Raw genomic sequence first — 22,278 nt, 5'->3', positions numbered from 1 at the left:
GACGGTTTTCACTGTCGGTGGCTTCGAGAGGACCGGACAGCAGTATGTCGAACTCCTCGCCCTCCGACTCGAAGCATCGAGCAAGGCCCGGGCCGTCGTCCGGAGACTCCCCTCCCGACGAATCGTCTCTCGCGTTCGGATCCCAGGGAATTCGGGCCGGATTCGTTGTCGCGCTCCCGATCGCGCTCGGCGTCGGGGGCTACGGCATCGCGTTCGGGATCCTGGCGACCCAGGCCGGTCTCAGCGTCGCGGAAGCGACCGTGATGAGTGCGACCGTCGTCGCGGGCGCCTCGCAGATCGTCGCCGTCGAACTGTGGACGAACCCGATCCCGGTGTCGACGATCCTCCTCACGACGTTCGCGGTCAACCTCCGGTACTCGTTGATGGGGGCGGCGTTGCAGCCGTGGTTTCGACACCTCTCCCCGGCGCAGGCCTACGGCAGCCTGTTCTTCATGGCCGACGAGAACTGGGCGCTGACGCTCCGGGACCTCGAGGCGGGGAACGGCCGGGGCGCGTTTCTGCTCGGCAGCGGACTCGCGGTCTGGTCGGCGTGGGTGCTCTCGACCGTCGTCGGGACGCTCGCCGGTGGAGCGATCGCCGATCCGACCGCGTACGGGATCGACTTCGTCCTCGCGGCGGTCTTCGTCGCGCTCGCGGTGGAACTGTGGGACGGTGACTCGTCGCTCGTCCCCTGGAGCGTCGCTCTCGTGACCGCCCTGGTCGCCGCACGATTCCTCCCCGGACAGTGGTACATCCTCCTCGGCGGCGTCGCCGCCGGCGTCAGCGAGGTGCTCCGGTATGAGTGACGTCTCGATCCTCTCGCTCGATCCGCTCGTCGTCGGCGTCGTCATCGGCATGGCGATCGTGACTGTCGTCGCGAAAGTCGGCGGACTCTGGCTACTGAGCCAGATCGAGGTGAGCGATCGTCTCGAGGCGGGGATCGCGGTGCTTCCGGGCGCGATCGTCGTCGCGATACTCGGCCCCGAACTCGCCGCTGGCGGTCCCGTAGAGTGGACCGCGGCGGGCGCGACCGGGCTGATCATGTGGCGGACGGGAAGCATCCTGGCGGCCCTCTGTGGCGGACTCGCGACGCTCGTGGTGCTTCGTTCGCTCCTCCCGATCTGAATCGGCACGGGCCGATTTCTTCCGAACGAAAAGAGTCGCTTCGTCGCGCTCGATGTACCCCAGACCCGCCCGATCGAATCCCGCGGATCCTCGCTCCACGCGGCGGTCCCGTCGCTCGCCGGAGCCCGGGATCGACAGCGTTACTGTCCCTGGTCGGTCGACCCGTCGTCCGATGCGTCGGACTCGTCGGCGATCTCGCCGCCGAGTTCGATCGTGTCGTCGGATTCGTCGTCGGCCTCCGTACCATCAGCGTCTTCGGCGTCGGTGTCGTCGTCTACTTCTGTCGCGGCGTCGTCTCCGGTGTCGTCGGCCCCTTCGGCCTCCTCGCCGTCGTCCGTTTCCGCCGGTTCGTCGAGTTCGCCGTTAGAGACCGTCACCTGTGCGTTCTGGATGACCTTCTCGCCCATCTCGTAGCCGGGCGTGTAGACGTCGGCGATCGTCCCTTCCGGTTCGGCGCTGTCGACGCGCATCATCACTTCGTGGCGCTGCGGATCCGTGTCCGTCCCGGGGTCGGGATCGATCTCGGAGACGTTCTCGTCTTCGAGGATGCGGTCGAACTCCCGGAGGGTCATCTCGATGCCGTCCCGGAGTCCCTCGACGTCGCCGCTTTCCTCTTCCAGGGCGCGTTTCAGGTTGTCGCGGACGCCGATGAGTCGCTCGACGAGGTCCTCGGTGGCGCGATCTTTGATCTGTTGCTGGCGCTTTTTCGCGCGCTTCTTGTAGTTCTGGAAGTCGGCCTGCTTGCGCTTCAGGCGGCTCTTCAGGTCCTCGACTTGCTCCTCGTACTCCTCGAGTTGCTCGTCCCGCTCCGCGAGGGCCTCTCTGTGGGCCTCGAGTTCGTCCTGAAGTTCGCCGATCGTCTCGGCCTGCGCCTCGACGCGCTCGGTGAGGTCGTCGAGTTCCGCGCGCTGGTGTTTGACGGTCCCGTTCAGGTCGCGTGCTTCCTCGACGATCGAGTTGACCCGGTGGGCGAGTTCGTCGTCGTACTCGGTCACGCGGTTCAGGATCTGCTGGACGTCTTCGCTCGTCTCGGGCGCACGGGGACGCTCAGCGGCCGATTCGGATCCCAGGTCCGAATCCGACTCCGGGGTCGCGTCTCCGGTCGAGCCGTTCGACCCGGTTCCCTCGGTCTCGGCGTCCACCTCCGTGGCCGATTCCTCCGGTGCTTCCTCCCGGTCGGCGACCTGCGTCTCGCCGTCGTCGGATTCCTCCTCGGACGGGACACCCTGGGCGGAAGCGTTCGTGCCCTCGTCTTCGCTCATGTGCCTGTCAAGGAACAGCGGTAATAAAAGGGTTGAGGTACGCCGGTTCGCGACCCGCCACCGATCACACCGTCCGCTCGCACCGATCGCCCGGGCCGTCGAAGTCGGTCCCCGATCGGGCGCTGGACCGACACTATTTGGGCGCCCGGTCCCCAACCCCCGGCCGTGACGACGGGACGAGACGACGACCCGACGATCGAACTCCGGTACGAACACGGGACGGTCCGGGTCGAGGGACTGGACCCGGCGCTCGAATCGGCGATCCGCGAGCGGGTGCCGGCCCTCGAGACGGACCCGCGAACGGACGGCTGGCGGGTGCCCGCGTTCCGCTACGCCGCCCTCCGATCGGCACTGGAGGCGGTCGACGCCGCGGTCGCCGATCGCGTGCTCGATCTCGCTCCCGTCCCGTCCCTCCGGTCGGCGTACGAACTTCGCTCGTACCAGGAGACGGCGCTTTCCGCGTGGCTCGAGACCGATCGGTGGGCCGGCGGCCCGCCCACAGCCGATCGCGACGGTACCGCGGCGACCTCCGGGCGCGACCCGCCCCGCGCACCTGCGGGCGTCCTCGAGTTGCCGACGGGCAGCGGCAAGACCGTGATCGCGATCGCGGCGATCGAGAAACTCTCAGTCCCGACGCTCGTCGTCGTCCCGACGATCGACCTCGTAGAGCAGTGGGAGCGAGAACTCGAGCGGGAGTTCGGCGTTCCCCACTCGAACGCCGATTCGGCCGTTCGTCGGGAGTCGTCCGACGGCGTCGAAATCGGCCGCTTCGGCGGCGGGGAGCAGCGACTCGGGCCGCTCACCGTCTCGACGTACGACTCGGCTTACCTCAAGGCCGACTCGATCGGCGATCGGTTCGGCCTGGTCGTTTTCGACGAGGTCCACCACCTCGGCGGCGAGGGCTACCGCGAGATCGCCCGCCTGCTCGCCGCACCCGCCCGACTCGGGCTCACCGCCACGTTCGAACGGCCCGACGGTGCCCACGACGTGATCGAGGACGTCGTCGGCCCGCTCGTCCACCGGGTTGATCCCGACGACCTGGCCGGGACCCACCTGGCGCCGTACGACATCAAGCGCCTCGAGGTCTCGCTCACGCCCGACGAGCGCGAGGAGTACGAGCGCAAGCAGGAGGTGTTCACGAACTACCTCGCCCGCTCGAACATCGACATGCAAAGCGGGTCCGACTACCAGGAACTCGTGAAGCGATCGGGCTCGGATCCCGCGGCGCGCGAGGCCCTGCTCGCCCGCCAGCGGGCCCGCGAGATCGTCTACGGCAGCGCGGCCAAGATCGACGCCCTCGAAGGAATCCTCGCGGATCACCGCGGCGATCGCACGATCGTCTTCACGGCGCACAACGACCTCGCGTACGACGTCAGCGAGCGGTTCCTGATCCCGACGATCACCCACCAGACCGGGGCCGCGGAACGGCGGGAGATCCTCGATCGCTTCCGCGAGGGGACCTACACCCGGATCGCGACCTCGAACGTGCTGGACGAGGGGGTCGACGTCCCCGACGCGTCGGTCGCGGTCGTTCTCTCGGGGAGCGGCAGCGAGCGGGAGTTTACTCAGCGCCTCGGCCGGATTCTGCGGCCCACGGCGGACGGACGACGGGCGCTGCTGTACGAGGTCGTCGCCGCGGATACCTCCGAGGAGCGCGTCTCGAGTCGGCGGCGGTGAGCCATCACCGTCTCCGTCGATCGTTCGCTCTCCGATCGACGAGTGCGCGGCGGGTGACTTTTGACGGCGCCGCCCCGACGTCGACGTAGATGCTGACGAAGGACTTGCTCCGCGTCTCGCGGGCCGGGGGCGGCTACCACCCCCAGTTCGCCACGCGCGAGCACCGCCCGCTCGCCGCCCGCGTCATCGGCACGTATCAGGGGCACGTCGGCGAGACGCGCGGGGACCTCGAGGCGGCTCTCACGGATCTCGAACGGGATGCCGACGACTTCAAACTCGTCCGCGGGTTCTCGGCGCTCGTCGATCGCGACGCGACGTTCGAGACCGACGCCCCGATCGATCCCGAGCGCGCTCGACGGACCGCCTTCGAGGCGGCGGAAGCGGTCGGCGTCGTCGCCGCCGACGAGCGATCGACCGCGCTCGATCGGGCGGGCGACGCACTCGGGTCCGATGCGGAGGCCGTCGAGCGATCGCTGTACGCCGATCTCGAGGAGCGACAGGTCCTCACGGCTGTGGAACCGCGGTGGGAACCGGACGGCCTGCTCGCCCAGTACAATTTCTCGCTGGCACAGACGGCCCTGTTCGACGCGACCGAACTCCGAGTCCGTTCGAGCGACCCGAAGGCGCTCGTCTCGGCGATCAAGCGGCTGCGACTGATGTACGAGATCCACAGGCCGGCCGTCGAGGGAGCCGGCCCGACCGAACGCGAGGTCGTCGTCACCGGGCCGACCCACCTCTTCCGGGCCACGCGGCGGTACGGCACCCGGTTCGCGCGTCTCCTGCGGACGATCGCGAATGCGGACCGGTGGCGGCTCGAGGCGACGATCGACGATCGGGGGACCGAGCGGACGCTCGAACTCTCCGACGCGGACCCCGTCCGGGTGCCCGACGCCGACCCCGTGGCGGACGTCTCGTTCGACAGCAGCGTCGAGGCCGACTTCGCCGGCCGGATCTCGAACCTGGACCTCGACTGGACGCTGGTCCGGGAACCCGAACCGCTCGCGACGGGCACGCGGGTGATGATCCCCGACTTCGCGTTCGAGTACGCTCACGCCGACTTCCGGGTCTACCTCGAGATCATGGGGTTCTGGACGCCCGAGTACGTGGCGAAGAAGCTTTCCCAGCTCGAGGACCTGGAGGACGTCGAACTGCTCGTCGCCGTCGACGAATCCCTCGGCGTCGGCGAGGAAATCGCCGCCCGCGACTTCCGGGCGATTCCCTACTCCGGCACCGTCCGGGTGAAGGACGTGGTCGACGTGCTTGGGGAGTACGAGCGCCAACTGGTCGCCGAGAGCGCCGCCGACCTGCCGGCCGAACTTCGCCCGGACGAGGACGTCGTCACGATCGAATCGCTGGCCGCGAGCCACGGCGTCAGCGAGGACGCGCTCGCGGACGTCGCGTTTCCGGATCACGAGCGGGTCGGCCGAACGCTCGTTCGGCCCGCGGTGCTCGAGGCGATCGGGAACGAGATCCGAGCGGAAATGTCCCTCTCCGACGCGGAGACCGTCCTCCAGAACCACGGCCTCGAGGACGCGAGCGCGGTGCTCTCGCGACTCGGCTACCGCGTCGAGTGGGAAGGTCTGACCGGCGGGACGGTCGTCGAGCGATGAATCCGGTGCGATCCGTAACCGTGGATCGATCGACCCTCGCTCGCCCCACCTCATCCGGTTTCGATCGCCCCATCTCGTTCGATTTCGATCGATTCCGATCGGCCGGCCGCGTGCACTACCAAATATAATTAGTACGACCTGTTCGAACGCGCACCTATGCGCGTGGGACGCTGGAGAACGATCGGGCTCTGTCTGTGCCTCGCCCTCGCGGGGTGTGCGGGGTTCGTCCCGTCGGATGCGGACAGTCCCGGGAACGAAACCGGGTCGACCGCCGCCGATCCGACTGCGCCGTACGACGCGTTCCCGGACGGCGAGACGGTCGTCGAGCGCCATCGGGACCGGCTTCGGTCGGCCGGATCGGTGACGATCGACGTCGAGTCGCAGTTCCGGGTCGTCGGCCCGGACGACGAGCGGATCGAGCGAACGAACCGGACGGTCGAACTCGATTACACCACGTCGCCGCCGCGACGGCTGGTGGTCGACGGGGACGGTACGGAACGGTGGTTCGGCCCGGAACGGAACCTGACGAAACGGGCGGTCGGCGGCTACTCGCGGACGACAGGCTCGTTCGACCTCGTCGACGGGCTCGATCCGGACACGATCGACCTCCTCGCGTTCGACGGGCCGGCGGACGTCGATCGCGACGGCGAGACCCGCTATCGATACCGCGCGACCGGTATCGAACCGGCCTTCGAAGACGCGTTCGAGGACGATTCGGCGACGATCGAGAACGCGTCCGCGACGCTCGTCCTCCGCAGCGACGGCGTCGTCGTCAGCGCGACCGAGTCGTTCATCTCCGTCGACGGCGACACCCGGGTCGAGCAGTCACGATCGGTCCGGTACGCGAACGTGGGCGAGACCGACGTGGCCCGGCCCGACTGGTACGAGGAGGCCCTCGCCGAGACGGAGCCGCTCCCGCACGAGACGGTCACGGAGACGCTCGAGATTCCCGAGTCGAACGCGACGCTCGCGGTCACCGGCGAAGCGGGCGACGTCGCCAGCGACTACGGGCCCTCTCCGACGTTCGACCCGGCCGGCACGTTCTCGGCCGACGAACTCGCGGCCGCGCAGGTCTCCTGTCTCGTCCAGGTGTCCCTCCCCGAGTCGTACGACCGCGCGGAACTGACCCTGGAGTACGCGGCCGAACACGTTCCCGGTGGCGACGAGGATGGCCTCGCGCTCACCCGCTACGACGCTCGCTCGGGCAGTTTCACGACGATCGGAAACGTCGATCCGGCGACGAACACCGCGACGGCGTCGATCGATCGGGACGGCTACTACTTCGTCGTGCACGAACCGACGTACGAGACGGCGTTCGTGGGCGGCGAGGAACCGTCCGAGACCGCGCCGGCGCCGACCTGCGGGTAGCGATCGCTGGCCTCCGTTCTATAATTCGAGTTGAATTTCACACCGGAAACACTTTTTCGCGGTCGACACTCTCGAACATATGGGATCTGGTTCCCGCTCCTCGTCCGGGTCTGGGCCGCCGGAAGACGCTTCCGACTGGTGAACCCGTGGCCGCCGATGGCTCCTGTCGTACGGCCTCCACGTCGAAACCCTCCTCACGCTGGTGCTCCTCGCCCTCGCGGCCGTAACGGTCGTCGTCGTTTTCGTCGGAGCCATTACCGCGCTCCCGACCGGACCACCGCCAGAGGAGGGCGGGACCGGGGCCGGCGGATCGGGCGACGTCCTCGGGTTCGGTACCCTGCTGATCAACGGAATACTCCTGCTTGCGATCGGTCTCGGCGTCTTCGTGCTCGTCCACGGCGCAGTCGAAGTGTGGTCGGTACTCGGGACCGATTCCGACTCCGACGTCGGTGACGGGGCCGACCTCGCGTACGCGATGATTCGCGCCGTCCAGACCGTCGCGGCACTCGCGTTCGTCGGGCCCATCCTCGCGGGCGTCTCGCTGTCCCGGTTCGGGGTTATCGGCGACGCTCCACCGAACGCCCTGCTCGCTGCCCTCCTTCTCAGCGGACTGGTGCTTCTCGGGAGCGTGCTCGTACACGCCGCTGGGCGTGTTACGCGCTCACTGCTGGACGCGTAGTCCGCCGCCGGATCCGAACTCGTCGTTCCGGCGGGTTACAGGTCCCGCTGTCTCCCCTTCGGCACCATCGATCGGAGTTCGCCGTGAACGAACAGGCCGATTCCGAGCGGTTCGCGTTCGCCTCGCTCGACGGCTTCTTCTCGCGGGTTTCGCCCGCTCGAACGGTTCGCGGAGCATTCCTCCGCGCCGTCGCCGTCTCGCTCTGGTTGACCCTCCGGCCCAACCCCCACCTCGTGGGCGGCGATCAGGTACCCCCAGTCGCCGTCCCACTCGAGGTCCTGGTCCTCGCCGGCGGCGAATCGGCGGGCCGCCTCGCGATCGAGGTCGATCACGCACTCGGTCGCGTTGCGGCCGAACCGCTGGGCGAAGTCCGTCGTCGGCTTCCAGTGTTCCTGCCGGGTCCGGAGGCAGGTCATTCCGAGCGCCTCGATCTCGATCGGCGTCGGGGCGTCCCCGGCGTAGATCCAGATCTTGCCCGCGCCTTTCTCCCAGAACGTGTGGTCGTCGAACGTTTCGGGCGGGATCCCGAACCGATCGGCGAAGTAGTCGAGGACGGCCTCGCGGCTGACCCGGCCCTCGACGGTTCGGTCCGCGTCCGTGGCGGGGAGGCGATCGAACCGCTGGCCGTCGTTCCCCGCGAGTTCGTCGCCGGTCGTCGACTCGTCCCCCATCAAGCGGTCACCTCCAGTTTCGCGACGAAGAAGCCGCCGGTGTCGTTCTGGTGCGGGTAGATCCGGGCGGCCCGTTCGAGGCGCTCGTCGTACGTCTCGTCCTTCCACTCGGTGAGGCCAGGGGAGTGCTCGAGTCCGGGATCGAAGTCGACGACGCGGCAGTCCTCCTCGTCCAGGGCGTGCTGGACGACGGCCTCGTTCTCCTCGGGGGCGAAGGTACAGGTCGAGTAGACGACCGTGCCGCCCTCGCGGGTCGCCTGGATCGCTCGGCGGAGGATGCCCTTCTGGATCCCCGCGACGGAGGCGATGTGGTCCGGAGACCAGTTGTCGAGCGCGTCGGGGTTCTTCCGGATCGTCCCCTCGCAGGAACAGGGCGCGTCCACGAGCGCCCGATCGAACGCGTCGAAGTCGAACCGGGAGAGCGAGTAGTTCCGGGCGTCCGCGTTCGTCACGGCGAGGCTAGTCGCCCCCAGTCGTTCCGCGTTGAACCGCAGGGCCGATATCCGGCCGAGGTTGTTGTCGTTGGCGACGACGGTCCCGCGATCGTCCATCAGGGCCGCGATCTGGGTCGCCTTGCCGCCGGGCGCGGCACAGCAGTCCCAGACGCGGTCGCCGGGCTGGGGGTCGAGGACCACCGGCGGCACGGCCGAGACCTCCTCCTGACCGTGGGTAAAGCCGTGGAAGGAGGTCCACGTCGATCCAGGGGAGTCGGTCTCGAGTCGCAACACGCGCGGGTTCCAGTCGGCCTGCTCGTAGGCGACGCCGTCCTCGTCGAGGACTTCGAGCGTGCGATCGACCGGGGCCTTGATCGTGTTCACGCGAACGGCGTTGCCCAGCGGCCGCTCGCAAGCTGCGAGAAACGCCTCGAAATCGTCGACGATGGGTCGATACCGCTCGAGTGGCTCCATTACCGTCGGTTTCGACCGGCCGGCGTTTGTGGGTTTCGAACCGCGGTCGCCCGGCGAACGCGACCGTCGATCACGAATACGCCGCCTCAGCCTTTATTACACTGACACCCGATCGTGTCGATATGACAGGCATCCAGCTACAGGGACCGGAAGTCGACCTCGACGATCCGATCCTCGTCGAGGGCTTTCCGGGGCTCGGCCTCGTCGGCAAGATCGCGACCGACCACCTCGTCGGCGAACTCGACATGCGCCACTACGCGAACGTCGACTGCGAAGGGTTACCGGAGGTCGGCGTCTACCGCGGCGGCGATCGAACGGTCCGGCCGCCCGTCCGGATCTACGCCAGCGAGGCCCACGATCTGCTCGCGCTCCAGAGCGACACGCCGATCAGTGCACAGGCGATCCGGACGGTCGCGGACTGCGTGACCGGCTGGATCGACTCGCGGGATGCGACGCCGGTCTACCTCAGCGGCCTGCCCGCGGAGCGGGATGATCGACCCAAGGTGTACGGCATCGCGACCGGCGACGCCGGCGAGACGCTCGATCGGCTGGACATCGACGTCCCGCCGGAAGACGGCGTCGTCACCGGGCCGACGGGGGCGCTCATCAACCGGTCCGCACAGCGCGGCACCGATAGTTTCGGGCTCGTCGTCCAGTCGAACCCGCAGTTCCCCGACCCGGAGGCCGCGAGCGTCCTGCTCAAGGACGGGATCGCCCCGATCGCCGACCTCTCGATCGACGTCCAGGACCTGATCGATCGGGCCGAGGAGATCAGACGGAAACGCGAGCAACTCGCCCGCCAGATGCAACAGATCGGTCGGGACGAGAGTTCGCAGGCCCAGCCGCTCCGGATGTACCAGTAGCCCGCACGCGTCGGAAGCGCCCTTCCGCTTTCGCAACCCCTTTTCGCGTCGTGGCCCACTCTCCGGACATGAGCCAGGACCTCTCTCCGGAAACCTGTCCGACCTCCGATGGAATGCCGATGCTCGGTCTCGGCACGTGGCAAAACACCGATCCCGACCAGTGCGCCGAGAGCGTCCGGACGGCCCTCGAGATGGGGTATCGACACGTCGACACCGCCCAGGCCTACGAGAACGAGGTCGACGTCGGCGAGGGCATCGCACGCGCGGACGTCGATCGAGAGGACGTCTTCCTCGCGACGAAGATCTGGATCTCGAACCTCGCCCACGACGACGTCCTCGAGACGGCCCGGGAGAGCCTCGATCGACTCGGCGTCGACTCCCTCGACCTGCTGTACGTCCACTGGCCCGCCAGGACGTACGAGCCCGAAGAAACCCTCTCGGCCTTCTCGAAACTGTACGACGAGGGGTTGATCCGGAACGTCGGGGTCAGCAACTTCCTGCCCGAGCAACTCGAGGAGGCGATCGACGTCTGCGACGCACCGATCGTGGCGAACCAGGTCGAACTCCACCCGATGCTCCCCCAGCACGACCTCCGCGAGGCCTGCGACCGTCACGACGTCGACGTCGTCGCCTACTCGCCGCTGGCCCGCGGCGCGGTCTTCGACCAGCCAACCATCCAGGACGTCGCGGACAAACACGACGTCAGCGAAGCCCGGGTCAGCCTCGCCTGGCTCCGCGAGAAGGGCGTCACCGCGATCCCGAAAGCCACCGGCGAGGCCCACATTCGTGATAACTGGGAGTCACTGGCCGTCGAGCTAGATGCCGAGGACGTCGACGCGATCGATTCGATCGAGGAGCGGAGTCGGAAGGTGGACCCGGACTTCGGGCCGTGGAACTGACGGTCCGGTAACCTATCGGTCGCGAAGAACAATCAGGAACGTTTACGGTACGTCGGCTTTTTGGCTCGCGTATGTCCACCCGTTCACGACGCGGTGGCGGTGGTGGCGTGGTCGGCGCGATCAGGGCCGACCTCCAGCGGTTACACGGTGCCTGGATGGAACTCGTCTTTCCACGCCAGCGTGGCCGCGGCCACTCCGTCATGGGGAAGTGGAAGCCCGAAACCCTCCCACAGAAGATCGGCTATCACGGCTGGAGCGTCCTCGGGACGATCGGTCTGGTGCTTCTCTACCCGCTCACTGTCGTCGGTCTCGCGACCCGCTACTACGCGGCGAAACTCGACTCGACCCGGACTCGACTGGGGATCGTCGGCGTCACGGGCATCGCCCTGCTCGGCTGGGGCCTGCTGACGGTCATCTGGGGAGCGATGTCGTACATGGAACAGGTCGACATCCCCCTGGACGCGGTCCTCGCGGTCGCGGCGGCCAGCGGCGTCGCGACGCTTTCGACCGCGCTCGCCGCGACGTTCTCGAAGGTCGGCGGGCGCGGCGTGACGGTCGCCCTCGCGTACCCGTTCGCGATGACGTCGCTGTTTCTCCCACCCGTCGTCGCCGCGCTCGTAACACCGTCGCTGCATCCGTACGTCCTCGATCCCAGCTACGAGTTCGCCGCCTGGGCGCTCGACAACGTCCTGTTCGTCGGCGGCCTCAACGAGTACCTCCGGGCGAACTTCCAGCTCGAGGGGGCCGCCTACGCGGCGATGTGGTTCGGCATCTCGGTCCCGCTCGGCTGGTTCCTTGGGATCGTCGTCGCGCTGGCGAACCTGGTTCGCCCCTCGGAGTAGCCACCCACCTGCGTTTCGCGCTCGATCGCCCGACGTGAGCGGACTGCCGATTCCCGTGACCATTAGGTCCCCGCTTCCCAACCGTCGCATATGGAATTCGACCTTCCCAAGACCGCGATCGTGTTCCTCGTCGTGATCGGCCTCGGGGTCGGCGGACTGATCGCCGCACCCATGATGACCACGGGCACCGTCCTGACGATGGTCGCCCCGTCGATGATCGCCTTCGGACTGATCATGCTCGCCATCGGCGTCAAACACGGCGAGTACCGCGCGCTACACTGATCGGTTTCGATCGCATTCTCGGCGGTCAGTACTGGCGACGGCGCGACCCAATCCGTCGGTAGTCGCTATTGAGAACACTCCCCATCGCGCCCGTCGACCGCCGGAAGCGCCATCGAAAACGTCGATCCCTCACCCGGCTTCGACTCGACCCAGATCTCGCCGTCGTGGCGTTCGACGATCCGCTGGCAGAGCGCGAGGCCGATGCCCGTCCCCTCGTACTCCTCGCGGCTGTGCAGTCGATCGAAGACGTCGAACACGCGATCCTGATCGTCCGGATCGATGCCGATCCCGCTGTCGTGGACCGAGACGACCCAGTCGTCGCCCCGCCGTTCGGCGTCGACGTGAATCTGCGGCGGATCGTCGCCGCTGTAGGTGATCGCGTTGGTGATCAGGTTCTGGAGGACCTGCCGGAGTTGACTGGCGTCTCCCTCCACGCGAGGGAGTTGCTCGGTCGTGATCGTCGCGTCGGTCTCTTCGATCTGTATCTGCAGGTCGTTGAGCACGTTTCCGAGGGCCAAATCCAGTTCCACCGGTTCGAACGGATCGCCGTTCGTATCGACCCGGGAGTACTCGAGCAGCGCGTCGATCATCCTGCGCATGCGATCGGCGCCGTCGACGGCGTACGCGAGGAACTCCTCGCCCTCGTCGTCGAAGGAATCGGCGTACCGATTTTCGAGCAACTGGAGGTAGCTCGTCACCATCCGGAGCGGTTCCTGCAGGTCGTGGCTGGCGGCGTAGGCGAACTGCTCGAGTCGCTCGTTCGACGCCTCGAGTTCCCGCTCGTGGCGCTTCTGTTCGAGTTCGTACTTCAGCCACTGGCCCATCAGGTGCTGGAACGTCCGATCGGCGTCCGAGAACTCCCGCCGACGCGGCTCGGAGGACACGAAGAAGAACGTTCGATCCGGCGCGTTCTCGAGGACGATCCGCGTTCCGAGGTACGTCTCGAAGCCGTATTCGTCGTACGCGATCGTGTCTTCGAAGCCGCGGTTCTCGGGGTCGGTAACCGCGGCCGCCTCGTCGGTCGCGACGGTCATCCGACAGTACGTCTCGGACAGCGGCACCGCCGCTCCCGGCGTCAGGTGCTCGTGGTCGTCGCTGACCGCTTCGATCTCGAAGGCATTGCTCGCCGGGTCGACCCTCGCCAGTCCGCCCAGGTCGAGGTCGAATCGGTTCTGCCCCAACTCGAAGAGCGCCTGGAGCTTTTCGTCGAACGACTGCTCGGAATCGGCCGCCAGTTCGATCTGCCGTTCCAGGTGCTGTTGATGGTCCCGCAGTTCGAGGCGCGCCTTCGTGCGATCCAGCAACGTCCCCAGCATTCGATCGATCTCGCGATCGGGCTGGTCGGGACCGAAGAACTCCTCGGGCGGCGTGTAGTAGAAGTTCTGACAGACCGTGTTGTCGTAGATCAGATGCGGGTGGGTCTTGATGATGTCGCGGACGATTTCGGCGGAGAACTGCTCGCGGTTGTACTGACAGAGCGCGATTCCGTTCGCGTCCGGCAGGAGGGTGTTGAGTTTGCCCTCGTACTCGATGAGTTCCTCGAGCGGCGGATCGTCGCCGAACACCCACGTCATTTCGCCGGTGATCCGGACGCCCTCGAACGCCTCGGTTCCCTCCTCGATCGTCTCCGAGATGAACGCGATCATCTCGTCGGGGTCGAACGACCCGTTCCGAAGGTACGAGTCCTGTGCGGTGTACATGACCAGCGCCCCCGCGTCGAGCGCGGCGTCGACGTCGACGCCGCCCTCACGGAGGGCCGCACGTACCTCTGCGGTGTCGTTCTCGTCGGCGATGTAGACGCATCGCTCTCCGCGCTCGAGTCCGTGCTCGATGTACGGGACGGCCGTCGCGAACTGCTCGGCCTGCGATTCGTAAATAAACGCGAGGTGGTCGTAGGACTCGTGGTCGGCGACCGGTTCGACGGGTCCGTCGAACGCCGAACTGTTCTGGAGCGCTTCGAGACCGGTTTCGAGTCCGAGGACCTCGTCTCTCGGGGTAGATAGTGGCTGGCTCATGGTGTGGAGGGGGTCAGCGCCGCGGATCGAGCGAGCGATTCCGATCACCGGCCGACTTCCCGCCGGCCGTCAGCAATCGGGTACGCCGCATATACTTCGAACAGGGAAAAGGGGCCCGGTTAGATACCGTTCGACATCCGTGACGGTTGTGGGAACGATCGCGCTCCGGGTGCGACCCGTTCAGTGGCCGTCCTCCCGATCGGTCTCGAACAGATCGGGATCGTCCTCGAGCGCTCGCATCGCGAGCCAGCAGTTCGTCAGGGGGTGATAGCCCGGTTCCACGGCCGGCCCGTGATCGGAGTCGGCGCGAGCGTGCTCGCGAGTCACCCGTTCGTACCAGTTCCCGAACCGAGGATTGATGAGGTGCTCGCGCGCGTACGCCCAGAGTCGATCGTACCAGTCGGCGTACGCGCCGTCGTCCCGACTCAGAAGCGCGCTCGCGCCGATCGCCTCTGTGTGGACCCAGCCGTACTTGTCGGGCACGATCGGTGTCCCATCGGCCTCGACCGTGTAGTAGAGGCCGCCGTGTTCGTCGTCCCAGCCGAGGTCCACGGCGGTATCGAAGAGGTCGCGAGCGCGCTCGCGAAGCCACTCCTCCGGACGGTGCTCGGCGAGCACGGCGAGCAGTTTCGCCCACTCGGCGTGGTGGCCGGGCTGGTACCCCGGTGGGCGGAACTGGTGGCGCGGCTGGTCCTCGTTGTACGAGAGTTCGGGGTCCCACTCCTCGGTGTAGTGTTCCCACAGCAGGCCGTCGGTCGCGCCCGTCACGTCGCGGGTGAATCGATCGGCGACGGTGTACGCCCGGTCGAGATACCGGTCGTCGCCGGTGGCCTCGTAGGCCGCGAGTACCGCCTCGCAGGCGTGCATGTTCGCGTTCGCCCCGCGGTACGACGAGACGGTTCCCCAGTCCGGGGTCGCCCGATCGGCGTACAGGCCGTGATCGGGCTCCCAGAACCGCTCTTCGAGGACGTCGAACGCCCGCTCGAGTTCCGCCCGAGCGCCCGGAATATCGGACTGGTACGCCCGCGCCCCCGCGAGGAGGACGAAGGCGTGGCCGTAGCAGTACCGCGTCCGATCGGTCGCCGTCCGGCCGTCGAGGAGCCAGTCGTAGCCGTCGTCCTCGTCGTCCCAGTGGACGGTCGAGAGAAATCCCAGGCCGTGCTCGGCGGCGAACCGACACCAGTCCGGCCCGTCGGCGAGGACGCCGAGGCTGAAGTTGTGGACGCCGCGAGCGGTCGCGACGAGGTGTCTGGTCCGGGTGTCGTAGACGTGGCCGTCGCGCTCGTCCAGTTGTGCGACGTAGCCGCCGATCGCCGTGTCGAGACAGTCCGGGTAGTAGAAGTTCAGCACGTCCCTGAACTGGTGACGGAGTCCCGCCCGGGTTCGATAGATGGTCATGGGTATCTCGACCGTTCACTCGCACCGACGTAGTGGTTCGGGACCGATCGGATCGACCGACGCCTCGCCGTCACCGGGAGAGGACGAACAAAAAGCCGTTTAGAACGCCGATCGATCGTCGCCGATACCTTCGAACTCGGTCGGGGAGGTCGCCTCGTCGCTGGTCTACATGTAGCCGAGGTCGCGCAGGCGCTCCATCAGGTCCTCCTTGTCCTGGGCGCGGCCCGCGCGCTCGGTGGTTCCCTCGAGGTCCTGCAGCCAGGCGGGTTCCTGGTCGCTCTTCTCGGTGCTGACTTCGCTGCCGAGCGATCGGAAGCCGGCGAAGTACTTCGGCGAGATCGGGACGTCCTCCTGCTCGACGCCCTCCGGGAGGTCGTCGTCGCTTTCGGGGACGTAGCCCTCCTCGGGGAACTCCTCGACGGTGTCCGGCACGACGAAGTTCCAGAACGCCTCCCACACTGCGGCCTCGTCGAACTGCAGGATGGGCTGGATGCGGTCGTGTGGCGGGTAGATGTCCGGATCGTGGCGCGGCGAGAAGAACGTCTCGTCGGCGCGGGCCTCCTGCTCGTCCCAGCGGACGCCGGAGATGACGCCGTCGATGTCGTACTCCTCGAGGGCGTCGTTGAGCGCGACCGTCTTCAGCAGGTGGTTGCCGACGTAGGTGTCGAGCAGGAACGGGAACGTGTCCTCTTCGTACTCGAGGATCTCTCGGACGTGGTGCTGGTTGTGCTCGGAGAGTTCCGTGATGTCGATCTCGTCGCCCGGTTCGAGGCCGTGTTCGTCGACGTACGCGCCGACGTCCTCGTTGCGCGCGTAGATGACGTCGAGGTCCCACTCGTCCGCCCAGTGGTCGACGAAGTCGTGGATCTCGTCGAAGTGCTGGTAGTGGTCGATGAAGACCGCGGGGGGTACCTCGAGGTCGAACCGATCGGCGACCTCCTTGATGAAGTACAGCGTGAGCGTCGAGTCCTTGCCGCCGGTCCACATGACCGCGGGGTTCTCGTACTCCTCTAAGCCCTCGCGCGTGACCTCGATCGCCTTCTCGATCTTGTCCTGGATGTGCGGGTAGTCCGCGGGGTCCTCACCGTCGCCGTCGTCGTAGTCGACGTTGATGTACTCTGGGAAGTTCGCTGTCATGGAGTGTAATTAGATATAATTACCTGGGTTAAACCGTTTGTGGGAGCGGAAACCTCTGCGGGGGTCGCGGTCGACCGGAACCGACGACTCCGCGGCCGGGGATCGCCCGCTGTCGCCGCCGCTCCGGGGTCTTTCCGGCCGAAACCGAGACCGATCGTTTCGGACCGACGCGGTTCGGCCGTCCGGTCATCACGTCACCGGGGAGAGTTCCGGTTCGACGTCCGTCTCCGTGTCGACGTCGTCGAGTTGCTGTGCGAGCGCGCTGACGATGCGGCGACTGGCCAGTCCGTCGCCGTAGGGCTGGGCGTTCGAGTCGGGGTCCCGATCGGCCGATAGCGCCGTGCGAATCCGATCGGTGTTCGGCCCCACGAGGACGTTCCACCCGCTGTCGACAGTCTCGGTCCACTCGGTTTCGTTCCGCAGGGTGACACAGGGCGTCTCGACGAAGAACGCTTCCTTCTGGACGCCGCCGGAGTCCGTCGCGACGCGCTCGGCCGCGTCGAGCAGGCGAACGAAATCGAGGTAGCCGAGCGGTTCGATCAGTTCGAACTCGCGTTCGGCGCGCTCGCGGAGTCCGTACTGCTCGAGACGGTCCACCGTTCGCGGGTGCGCCGGGAACACGATCGGGTGTGGCGCGTCGGCGAGGCCGTCGAGGATCGCCGCGAGGTTCGATCGAACGTCGGTGTTTCCCTGCCGGTGGACGGTCGCGAGGACGAACTCGCGGTCCTCGAGGCCGAGGTCCTCGAGGATCGTCGCGTTCTCGATCGCGCGATCCCGGGCCTCGAGAATCGCGTCGTACATCACGTCACCGGTCCAGTAGACGTTCTCCGTGACCCCCTCGGCGGCGAGGTTCGAGACGGCGCGCTTGCTCGGCGCGAAACAGCAATCGGCGGCGTGATCGGTGAGGATCCGGTTGATCTCCTCGGGCATGTCCCGGTTGTCGCTTCGAAGCCCGGCCTCGACGTGGGCCACGGTGACGTCGCACTTCGAGCCGACGATCGCCCCCGCGAGGGTCGAGTTCGTATCGCCGTAGAGCAACAGGACGTCGGGGTCGTGGTCCTCAACGACGGGTTCGATCGCCGCGATCATGTTCGCCGTCTGTTCGCCGTGTGGGCCGGACCTGACGCCGAGATTGTAGTCCGGATCCGGAATGGCGAGTTCCTCGAAGAAGACGTCCGACAGCTCCTCGTCGTAGTGCTGGCCGGTGTGGACGAGGATCTCGTCCCCGATCGTTCGGACCTTCCGCGAGACGACCGCAGCCTTGACGAACTGCGGGCGCGCGCCGACGATCGAACAGACCTGCATCACTGTACCACCACGGCGGTGTGGCCGGTCGTTACTGGACGTCTACTGTTCGAGGCCCCAGTGAGCCGCTTCCAGCCGGTATCCGCCGCGAGTTTCGTTACAGCGGGTTGGTACGTGGTCGGGAGGGCGCTGGAGAGTCGGCCTGTCATTCGGTCAGAAACACCTTGTAGCCGCTCCTTCCAGCAGGTTCGGTATAGTTAGTAGCGAAATACACGATCGTAGTTAGGAACTGACGGTTCCGGTAGCCGGTCACTGTAGTCCGATCGCCGGGCGACGGTGACGGGAGCGCGTCGAAATCGACCTCTCGAAACCGCCCGTCAGCGCCGAAGACGGGCCGTCCTCTCGACGAGACGTTGACGTTCGTGACAATCTCGAACCCAATTGTTTATTCCGATCTGATACCTACGTCGATCGTATGCTCGACCTCACCAGTATCGGACTCGTACTCGGCGGTATCGTCCTCCTGTTCGCCGGGGCCGCGCTCTCGGTGTACGGCGTCGTCCTCCTCGGGGCGGTCCTTGGCGGCAGCGGCGGCTACCTCGTCGGACCGTCGGTGGCCGCGGTCCTCGGCGCCGACGGTATCGCGGCCGCCGTCGCTCCGGTCATCCTCGGAGCCATCGGCGGCGCTCTCGCCGGCTACCTGCTCCTGTCGATCGCGGTCGCCGTGATGAGTTTCGTCGTCGGAACCTTCGTCGGGGCGACCGCGCTGGCGCCGCTCCTCGTCGACGGCCCGTGGTTCCTCGAGTGGGGGGCCGCGTTCGCGATCGGCGTCGCCGCGGCCATCCTCGGAACGTTTCTGACGAAGTGGATGCTGGGAGCCATCACGGCGTTCGTCGGGGCCGCGTTCGCCTCCCGATCGCTCACCGTCGATCAGTTCGTCGCCGCGCGGGAGGCGCTCCATCCGGAGCCGTTGCTGTTCGACGTCACCGCCCCGCTGTTTCTCGCGCTCGTCACGCTCGGCCTCCTCTCGCAGGTCGGCCTGTTCAAGTTCGGCTACGTGACGCGACTCGCCCGGCTATTGCCCGGGTTCAAGGCGCTGCCCGGCCGGCGGCGGGACGAGTCCGAACCGACGTAGTCGAGTTTCGGTCCCCGGACCGTGCCCCAGGATACCCGACCTTCTCACTCCGGGCCGACGACTTCGACCTTCATCCCCTCGGGGCTTTCGCAGTACAGCGCGTAGTACCCGCCGGCGAAGGGGTGGCGATCCTCGTAGAGAACGCTCGCGTCTTCGCGTTCGCGGATCCCTGCGGTGAGTTCGTCGACCTGCTCACGGGAGCCAGCGTGGAACGCGAGGTGGTTCAGTCCGGCGGCTCGTCGATCGTACCCGGCGTCGGGGTCGTCGGCCCGTACGAGGACGACGTACGTCGGCCCGTTGCGCCACGACCGACCGCCGTCCCACTCGTTTTTGCGTTCGTACCCGAGTTCGCCGAGCAACCAGTTCCAGAAATCGACCGACGCAGCGAGATCGGAGGCGTACAGTTCGACGTGGTGAAGCTGGCCGGCCCGCTCGGGGTCCGCGTGATCCGGTTCCATACCCGTGATTGAAATTCTCGTTTCAAAAACGTACGGTCGAGCGTGGACTCTACGATCGTCGTGACTCCCGTATCCAGTTCGATACTCGACACTCGTCTCGGTTTCGTCCGCGCCTAACCCGATCGGAGAGAGCCGACAGTATTTCAGTCGGGCCGTCGAACCCAACGCGTATGTCCCTCGATCGATACCCCGACGTCGTCGCGGACCTCGATCCCGCCGACGGCGCAGTCGAGACCGCCGAACTGGTCGTCACCGACGACGTGCTCGTGAAGGCGTTCGCACTCGGTCCGGGTGCCGAACTCGATCCACACGAACACGCCGATAGCACGAACGTCTTCCACGTGCTCGAGGGAACGGTCACCGTGGTGCAGGATGGGGACAGCGACCAGGTGGCTGCGCCCGGCGTCGTTCTCCACGAACGGGGAGTCGTCCACGGCGCGCGGAACGAGACCGACGAGACGGTGATCTTCACCGTCAGTCTGTGTCCGTTGCCGTCGTAGGATTTGCCCGCACGCTGACTGACCGAATCCGGCGGAAAAACGTCCTCTCCTGTCCCTCGGCCGTCCCTCAGCGCCGGTCCGATCCGCCGTCGCCGTCGCTCCCGCCGTCAGTCTCCCGATCGGCCCGGGTGCCGCTCGACGTCTCCGAGACGCTCTCGATCTCGTCGGGTTTGCTCGAGACGTCGCCCTCCTTGATCGCCTGGGCCTCCTGCTCCATCGCCTCGACGTCGACGGTCGACTCCGCCTCGATCTCGCCGATGATCTCGCTGATGTCGTCCAGGCCGATCAGTTCGCGGGTCTCCTCGTCGAACTCGAGACTCTCGAGTTGGCCGTCCTGTTCGGCGACGTCGCTCCCCGACAGGTGCTTGCCGTAGCGGCCGATCATCGAGGAGAGTTCCTGCGGCAGAACGAACGTCGTCGACTCGCTCCTGCCGATCTCGGTCAGGGCGTCCATCCCCTTGTCGATGACCGCCCGCTCGCCCATCGACTCGGCCGATCGGGCCCTGAGGACGGTCGAGATGGCGTCACCCTGCGCCTCGAGGATCTCGCTTTGCTTCTCCCCCTGGGCGCGGATGATGTTCGACTGCTTGTCACCCTCTGCTTTCTCGATCGCGCTGCGGCGTTCACCCTGCGCTTCGAGGATCATCGCCCGGCGGCGCCGTTCCGCGGAGGTCTGCTGTTCCATCGCCCCCTTGACGTCCCGGGACGGCGTCACCTCGCGGACCTCGACCGACTCGACGCGGATCCCCCACTCGTCGGTCGGTTCGTCGAGTTCCGTCCTGATGCGTTCGTTGATCATCTCGCGCCGGCTCAGCGTATCGTCGAGTTCCATGTCGCCGATCACGGCCCGGAGGGTCGTCTGGGCGAGGTTCGACACGGCGCGCTCGTAGTCGTCGACCTCCAGGAAGGCCCGCTTGGCATTCATGACCCTGATGTAGACGACCGCGTCCGCGGTGACCGGCGAGTTGTCCCGCGTGATCGCTTCCTGGGACGGGACGTCGATCGTCTGTGTTCGCATGTCGAACGTGTACACGCGCGAGACGAACGGCGGGACGATGTTGAGTCCCGGCTCCAGCAGCTTCCGATACTCCCCGAAGACCGTGAGCGCGCCCCTGTTGTACGCGTCGACGATCTCGACCATCGACCAGACGGTGATGATTGCGACGACGAGCACGAGCGCGCCGACCGCCAGCGTGGGATCGCCGACTTGCAGGGGGGCTGTGACCAGTGTTACCATTACTAAATCAACGGGCCGAAGCGGAATAACGCTTGGCCCAACACCTAACCCCCCGGGGTCGGGAGGGCGGTTCGAACGCCTGGTACACCGACGCAGGTGGCCGCGTCCCGATCGGTGTGCCCGACGGGACGTCCCGTTCGAAAGGGGTGGCTTACTATGGGTCCTGAAACGGTATCGAGCGATCATGACGTCCGCCGAAGATCGCCTCTTGAGTCACCTGGTCGAGGACGAAGCCCTGCAGCGTCTCACGTCGGGGCACCGTCTCGAGAGGCCGGGAGACCGACTGGTCGTGGGCCTCACCGATCGGCGGTTACTGTGCGTCTCGGACAGCGGGACGTTCACGGACGTCCGGTACGACTACGTCAGTTCGATCGAGAGCCGGAAGCGATCCAGGGTCCGCTTCACCACCGGCCCCGACGGACAGCGCACGCTGGGGCTCGTCGGCGGCGTACTGGTGATCGGTGCCCTCCTCGTCGGGTTCGGCCGGCTTTCGGCCGGCGGGATCGTTCGGGACGTGGTGACGGTGGGGTTCGCCCTCGCGACCGTCGCGATCACGAGCGCGATCGGTCACGTGCGTCGGCGCGACGGCGGCGTCGCGCCACGCGAACAACTGTTCGTCGGCACCGGACTCTTCTCCGTCGTCGTCCTCGCCGGCGCCGGACTCTTCTCGCCGGTCCTCGTCGCACCGCTGTTCGTCGTCGCGACGCTCGCCGGACTGGCACTCGTTCGGTACGGACGACGTCACCGTGACCAACTCGAGGACATCGGACTCCGCCGCCACCGTGAGACCCTCCTTACCGTCACGACCGTCGACGGCCGGACCATCGACCTCGCCGTCGAGGCCGATACCGACGTGGACCGGACGCTCAGCGCGGCCGTCTATCGCGACGCTGAACCGGCCGTCGGCCACCCGGTTCCCGAATCACCGGCGGAGTGACCGCGCTGGATCGCTGGTGCTCCGCGGGCG

At 67.0% G+C, this 22,278-nt stretch carries 22 protein-coding genes; 13 read left to right on the top strand and 9 right to left on the bottom strand.

Annotated features, from left to right (window positions below; translation table 11 throughout):
* Positions 1-44: 44 nt before the first annotated feature.
* Together AC6I6X_RS05620 and AC6I6X_RS05615 are read left to right on the top strand one after the other, a co-directional pair.
* On the top strand, positions 45-806 hold the full coding sequence (locus tag AC6I6X_RS05620) for an AzlC family ABC transporter permease (protein WP_497929512.1): 762 nt from the start codon (positions 45-47) through the stop codon (positions 804-806).
* Positions 799-1,125 (top strand): AzlD family protein, encoded by a 327-nt coding sequence (locus tag AC6I6X_RS05615; protein ID WP_497929511.1) that lies wholly within the window; start codon positions 799-801, stop codon positions 1,123-1,125. Before AC6I6X_RS05620 ends, AC6I6X_RS05615 begins: the two co-directional genes overlap by 8 nt.
* 140 nt (positions 1,126-1,265) lie before the next feature.
* Here AC6I6X_RS05615 and AC6I6X_RS05610 read toward each other — a convergent pair whose 3' ends face one another.
* Positions 1,266-2,387: a nucleotide exchange factor GrpE gene (locus AC6I6X_RS05610; RefSeq protein ID WP_497929510.1), complete on the bottom strand. Its 1,122-nt coding sequence runs from the start codon at positions 2,385-2,387 to the stop codon at positions 1,266-1,268.
* Between the two features lie 165 nt (positions 2,388-2,552).
* Between AC6I6X_RS05610 and AC6I6X_RS05605 the strand changes: the two genes are divergently transcribed.
* From AC6I6X_RS05605 to AC6I6X_RS05590, 4 genes are all read left to right on the top strand, one after another.
* The gene (locus AC6I6X_RS05605) at positions 2,553-4,064 is read left to right on the top strand and encodes a DEAD/DEAH box helicase (protein ID WP_497929509.1); all 1,512 of its coding nucleotides are present in this window, start codon (positions 2,553-2,555) and stop codon (positions 4,062-4,064) included.
* Positions 4,065-4,153: 89 nt separating this feature from the next.
* A complete protein-coding gene (locus AC6I6X_RS05600) occupies positions 4,154-5,674 on the top strand; it encodes a DUF790 family protein (RefSeq protein WP_497929508.1) in 1,521 nt (506 codons plus the stop codon).
* 156 nt (positions 5,675-5,830) lie between these two features.
* The gene (locus tag AC6I6X_RS05595; RefSeq protein ID WP_497929507.1) at positions 5,831-7,042 is read left to right on the top strand and encodes a hypothetical protein; all 1,212 of its coding nucleotides are present in this window, start codon (positions 5,831-5,833) and stop codon (positions 7,040-7,042) included.
* Positions 7,043-7,244: 202 nt separating this feature from the next.
* Complete coding sequence (locus AC6I6X_RS05590) at positions 7,245-7,721, top strand: hypothetical protein (protein WP_497929506.1); 477 nt, start codon at positions 7,245-7,247, stop codon at positions 7,719-7,721.
* A 35-nt stretch (positions 7,722-7,756) separates the two neighbouring features.
* Here the strand turns inward: AC6I6X_RS05590 and AC6I6X_RS05585 are convergent, their stop codons facing one another.
* Both AC6I6X_RS05585 and AC6I6X_RS05580 read right to left on the bottom strand, forming a co-directional pair.
* Positions 7,757-8,392: a DUF7122 family protein gene (locus AC6I6X_RS05585; RefSeq protein ID WP_497929505.1), complete on the bottom strand. Its 636-nt coding sequence runs from the start codon at positions 8,390-8,392 to the stop codon at positions 7,757-7,759.
* Positions 8,392-9,300, bottom strand: a complete 909-nt coding sequence (locus AC6I6X_RS05580) for an RsmB/NOP family class I SAM-dependent RNA methyltransferase (RefSeq protein WP_497929504.1) — start codon at positions 9,298-9,300, stop codon at positions 8,392-8,394. The genes AC6I6X_RS05585 and AC6I6X_RS05580 overlap by 1 nt, the downstream gene beginning before the upstream one ends.
* A gap of 122 nt (positions 9,301-9,422) precedes the next feature.
* Here AC6I6X_RS05580 and AC6I6X_RS05575 point away from each other — a divergent pair, with 122 nt between their 5' ends.
* The 4 genes from AC6I6X_RS05575 to AC6I6X_RS05560 all read left to right on the top strand — a co-directional run bounded on the left by AC6I6X_RS05575 (position 9,423) and on the right by AC6I6X_RS05560 (position 12,186).
* Entirely contained in the window at positions 9,423-10,163 is a 741-nt protein-coding gene (locus AC6I6X_RS05575) for a proteasome assembly chaperone family protein (RefSeq protein WP_497929503.1), read from the top strand.
* 68 nt (positions 10,164-10,231) lie between these two features.
* Positions 10,232-11,062 carry an aldo/keto reductase gene (locus AC6I6X_RS05570; protein ID WP_497929502.1) on the top strand — a complete coding sequence of 277 codons (831 nt, stop codon included), beginning with the start codon at positions 10,232-10,234 and terminating at the stop codon, positions 11,060-11,062.
* Between the two features lie 71 nt (positions 11,063-11,133).
* Complete coding sequence (locus tag AC6I6X_RS05565) at positions 11,134-11,904, top strand: hypothetical protein (protein WP_497929501.1); 771 nt, start codon at positions 11,134-11,136, stop codon at positions 11,902-11,904.
* Positions 11,905-11,994: 90 nt separating this feature from the next.
* Positions 11,995-12,186, top strand: coding sequence for a DUF7333 family protein (locus AC6I6X_RS05560; RefSeq protein ID WP_497929500.1), 192 nt, complete (start codon positions 11,995-11,997; stop codon positions 12,184-12,186).
* A 65-nt stretch (positions 12,187-12,251) separates the two neighbouring features.
* On the opposite strand, the gene AC6I6X_RS05555 is transcribed toward AC6I6X_RS05560, so the two are convergent.
* From AC6I6X_RS05555 to wecB, 4 genes are all read right to left on the bottom strand, one after another.
* Entirely contained in the window at positions 12,252-14,201 is a 1,950-nt protein-coding gene (locus AC6I6X_RS05555) for an MEDS domain-containing protein (protein WP_497929499.1), read from the bottom strand.
* A gap of 180 nt (positions 14,202-14,381) precedes the next feature.
* On the bottom strand, positions 14,382-15,599 hold the full coding sequence (locus AC6I6X_RS05550; protein WP_497929498.1) for an AGE family epimerase/isomerase: 1,218 nt from the start codon (positions 15,597-15,599) through the stop codon (positions 14,382-14,384).
* A 165-nt stretch (positions 15,600-15,764) separates the two neighbouring features.
* Positions 15,765-16,736 carry a phosphoadenosine phosphosulfate reductase family protein gene (locus tag AC6I6X_RS05545; protein WP_497929497.1) on the bottom strand — a complete coding sequence of 324 codons (972 nt, stop codon included), beginning with the start codon at positions 16,734-16,736 and terminating at the stop codon, positions 15,765-15,767.
* A 189-nt stretch (positions 16,737-16,925) separates the two neighbouring features.
* On the bottom strand, positions 16,926-18,041 hold the full coding sequence (gene wecB, locus AC6I6X_RS05540; protein ID WP_497929496.1) for a non-hydrolyzing UDP-N-acetylglucosamine 2-epimerase: 1,116 nt from the start codon (positions 18,039-18,041) through the stop codon (positions 16,926-16,928).
* Between the two features lie 415 nt (positions 18,042-18,456).
* Between wecB and AC6I6X_RS05535 the strand changes: the two genes are divergently transcribed.
* The gene (locus AC6I6X_RS05535) at positions 18,457-19,116 is read left to right on the top strand and encodes a phosphate ABC transporter permease (protein ID WP_497929495.1); all 660 of its coding nucleotides are present in this window, start codon (positions 18,457-18,459) and stop codon (positions 19,114-19,116) included.
* A 44-nt stretch (positions 19,117-19,160) separates the two neighbouring features.
* Here AC6I6X_RS05535 and AC6I6X_RS05530 read toward each other — a convergent pair whose 3' ends face one another.
* Complete coding sequence (locus AC6I6X_RS05530) at positions 19,161-19,574, bottom strand: VOC family protein (RefSeq protein WP_497929494.1); 414 nt, start codon at positions 19,572-19,574, stop codon at positions 19,161-19,163.
* A 170-nt stretch (positions 19,575-19,744) separates the two neighbouring features.
* Between AC6I6X_RS05530 and AC6I6X_RS05525 the strand changes: the two genes are divergently transcribed.
* Positions 19,745-20,074 carry a cupin domain-containing protein gene (locus AC6I6X_RS05525; RefSeq protein WP_497929493.1) on the top strand — a complete coding sequence of 110 codons (330 nt, stop codon included), beginning with the start codon at positions 19,745-19,747 and terminating at the stop codon, positions 20,072-20,074.
* 67 nt (positions 20,075-20,141) lie between these two features.
* On the opposite strand, the gene AC6I6X_RS05520 is transcribed toward AC6I6X_RS05525, so the two are convergent.
* Positions 20,142-21,311, bottom strand: a complete 1,170-nt coding sequence (locus tag AC6I6X_RS05520) for an SPFH domain-containing protein (protein ID WP_497929492.1) — start codon at positions 21,309-21,311, stop codon at positions 20,142-20,144.
* Positions 21,312-21,495: 184 nt separating this feature from the next.
* On the opposite strand from AC6I6X_RS05520, the gene AC6I6X_RS05515 reads away from it, so the two are divergent.
* Positions 21,496-22,248 (top strand): hypothetical protein, encoded by a 753-nt coding sequence (locus AC6I6X_RS05515; RefSeq protein WP_497929491.1) that lies wholly within the window; start codon positions 21,496-21,498, stop codon positions 22,246-22,248.
* The last annotated feature ends 30 nt before the right edge of the window (positions 22,249-22,278 follow it).

The sequence above is a fragment of the Halosolutus sp. YCN4 genome (assembly GCF_059736495.1).
This window is presented reverse-complemented; position numbering and strand designations above follow the sequence as displayed.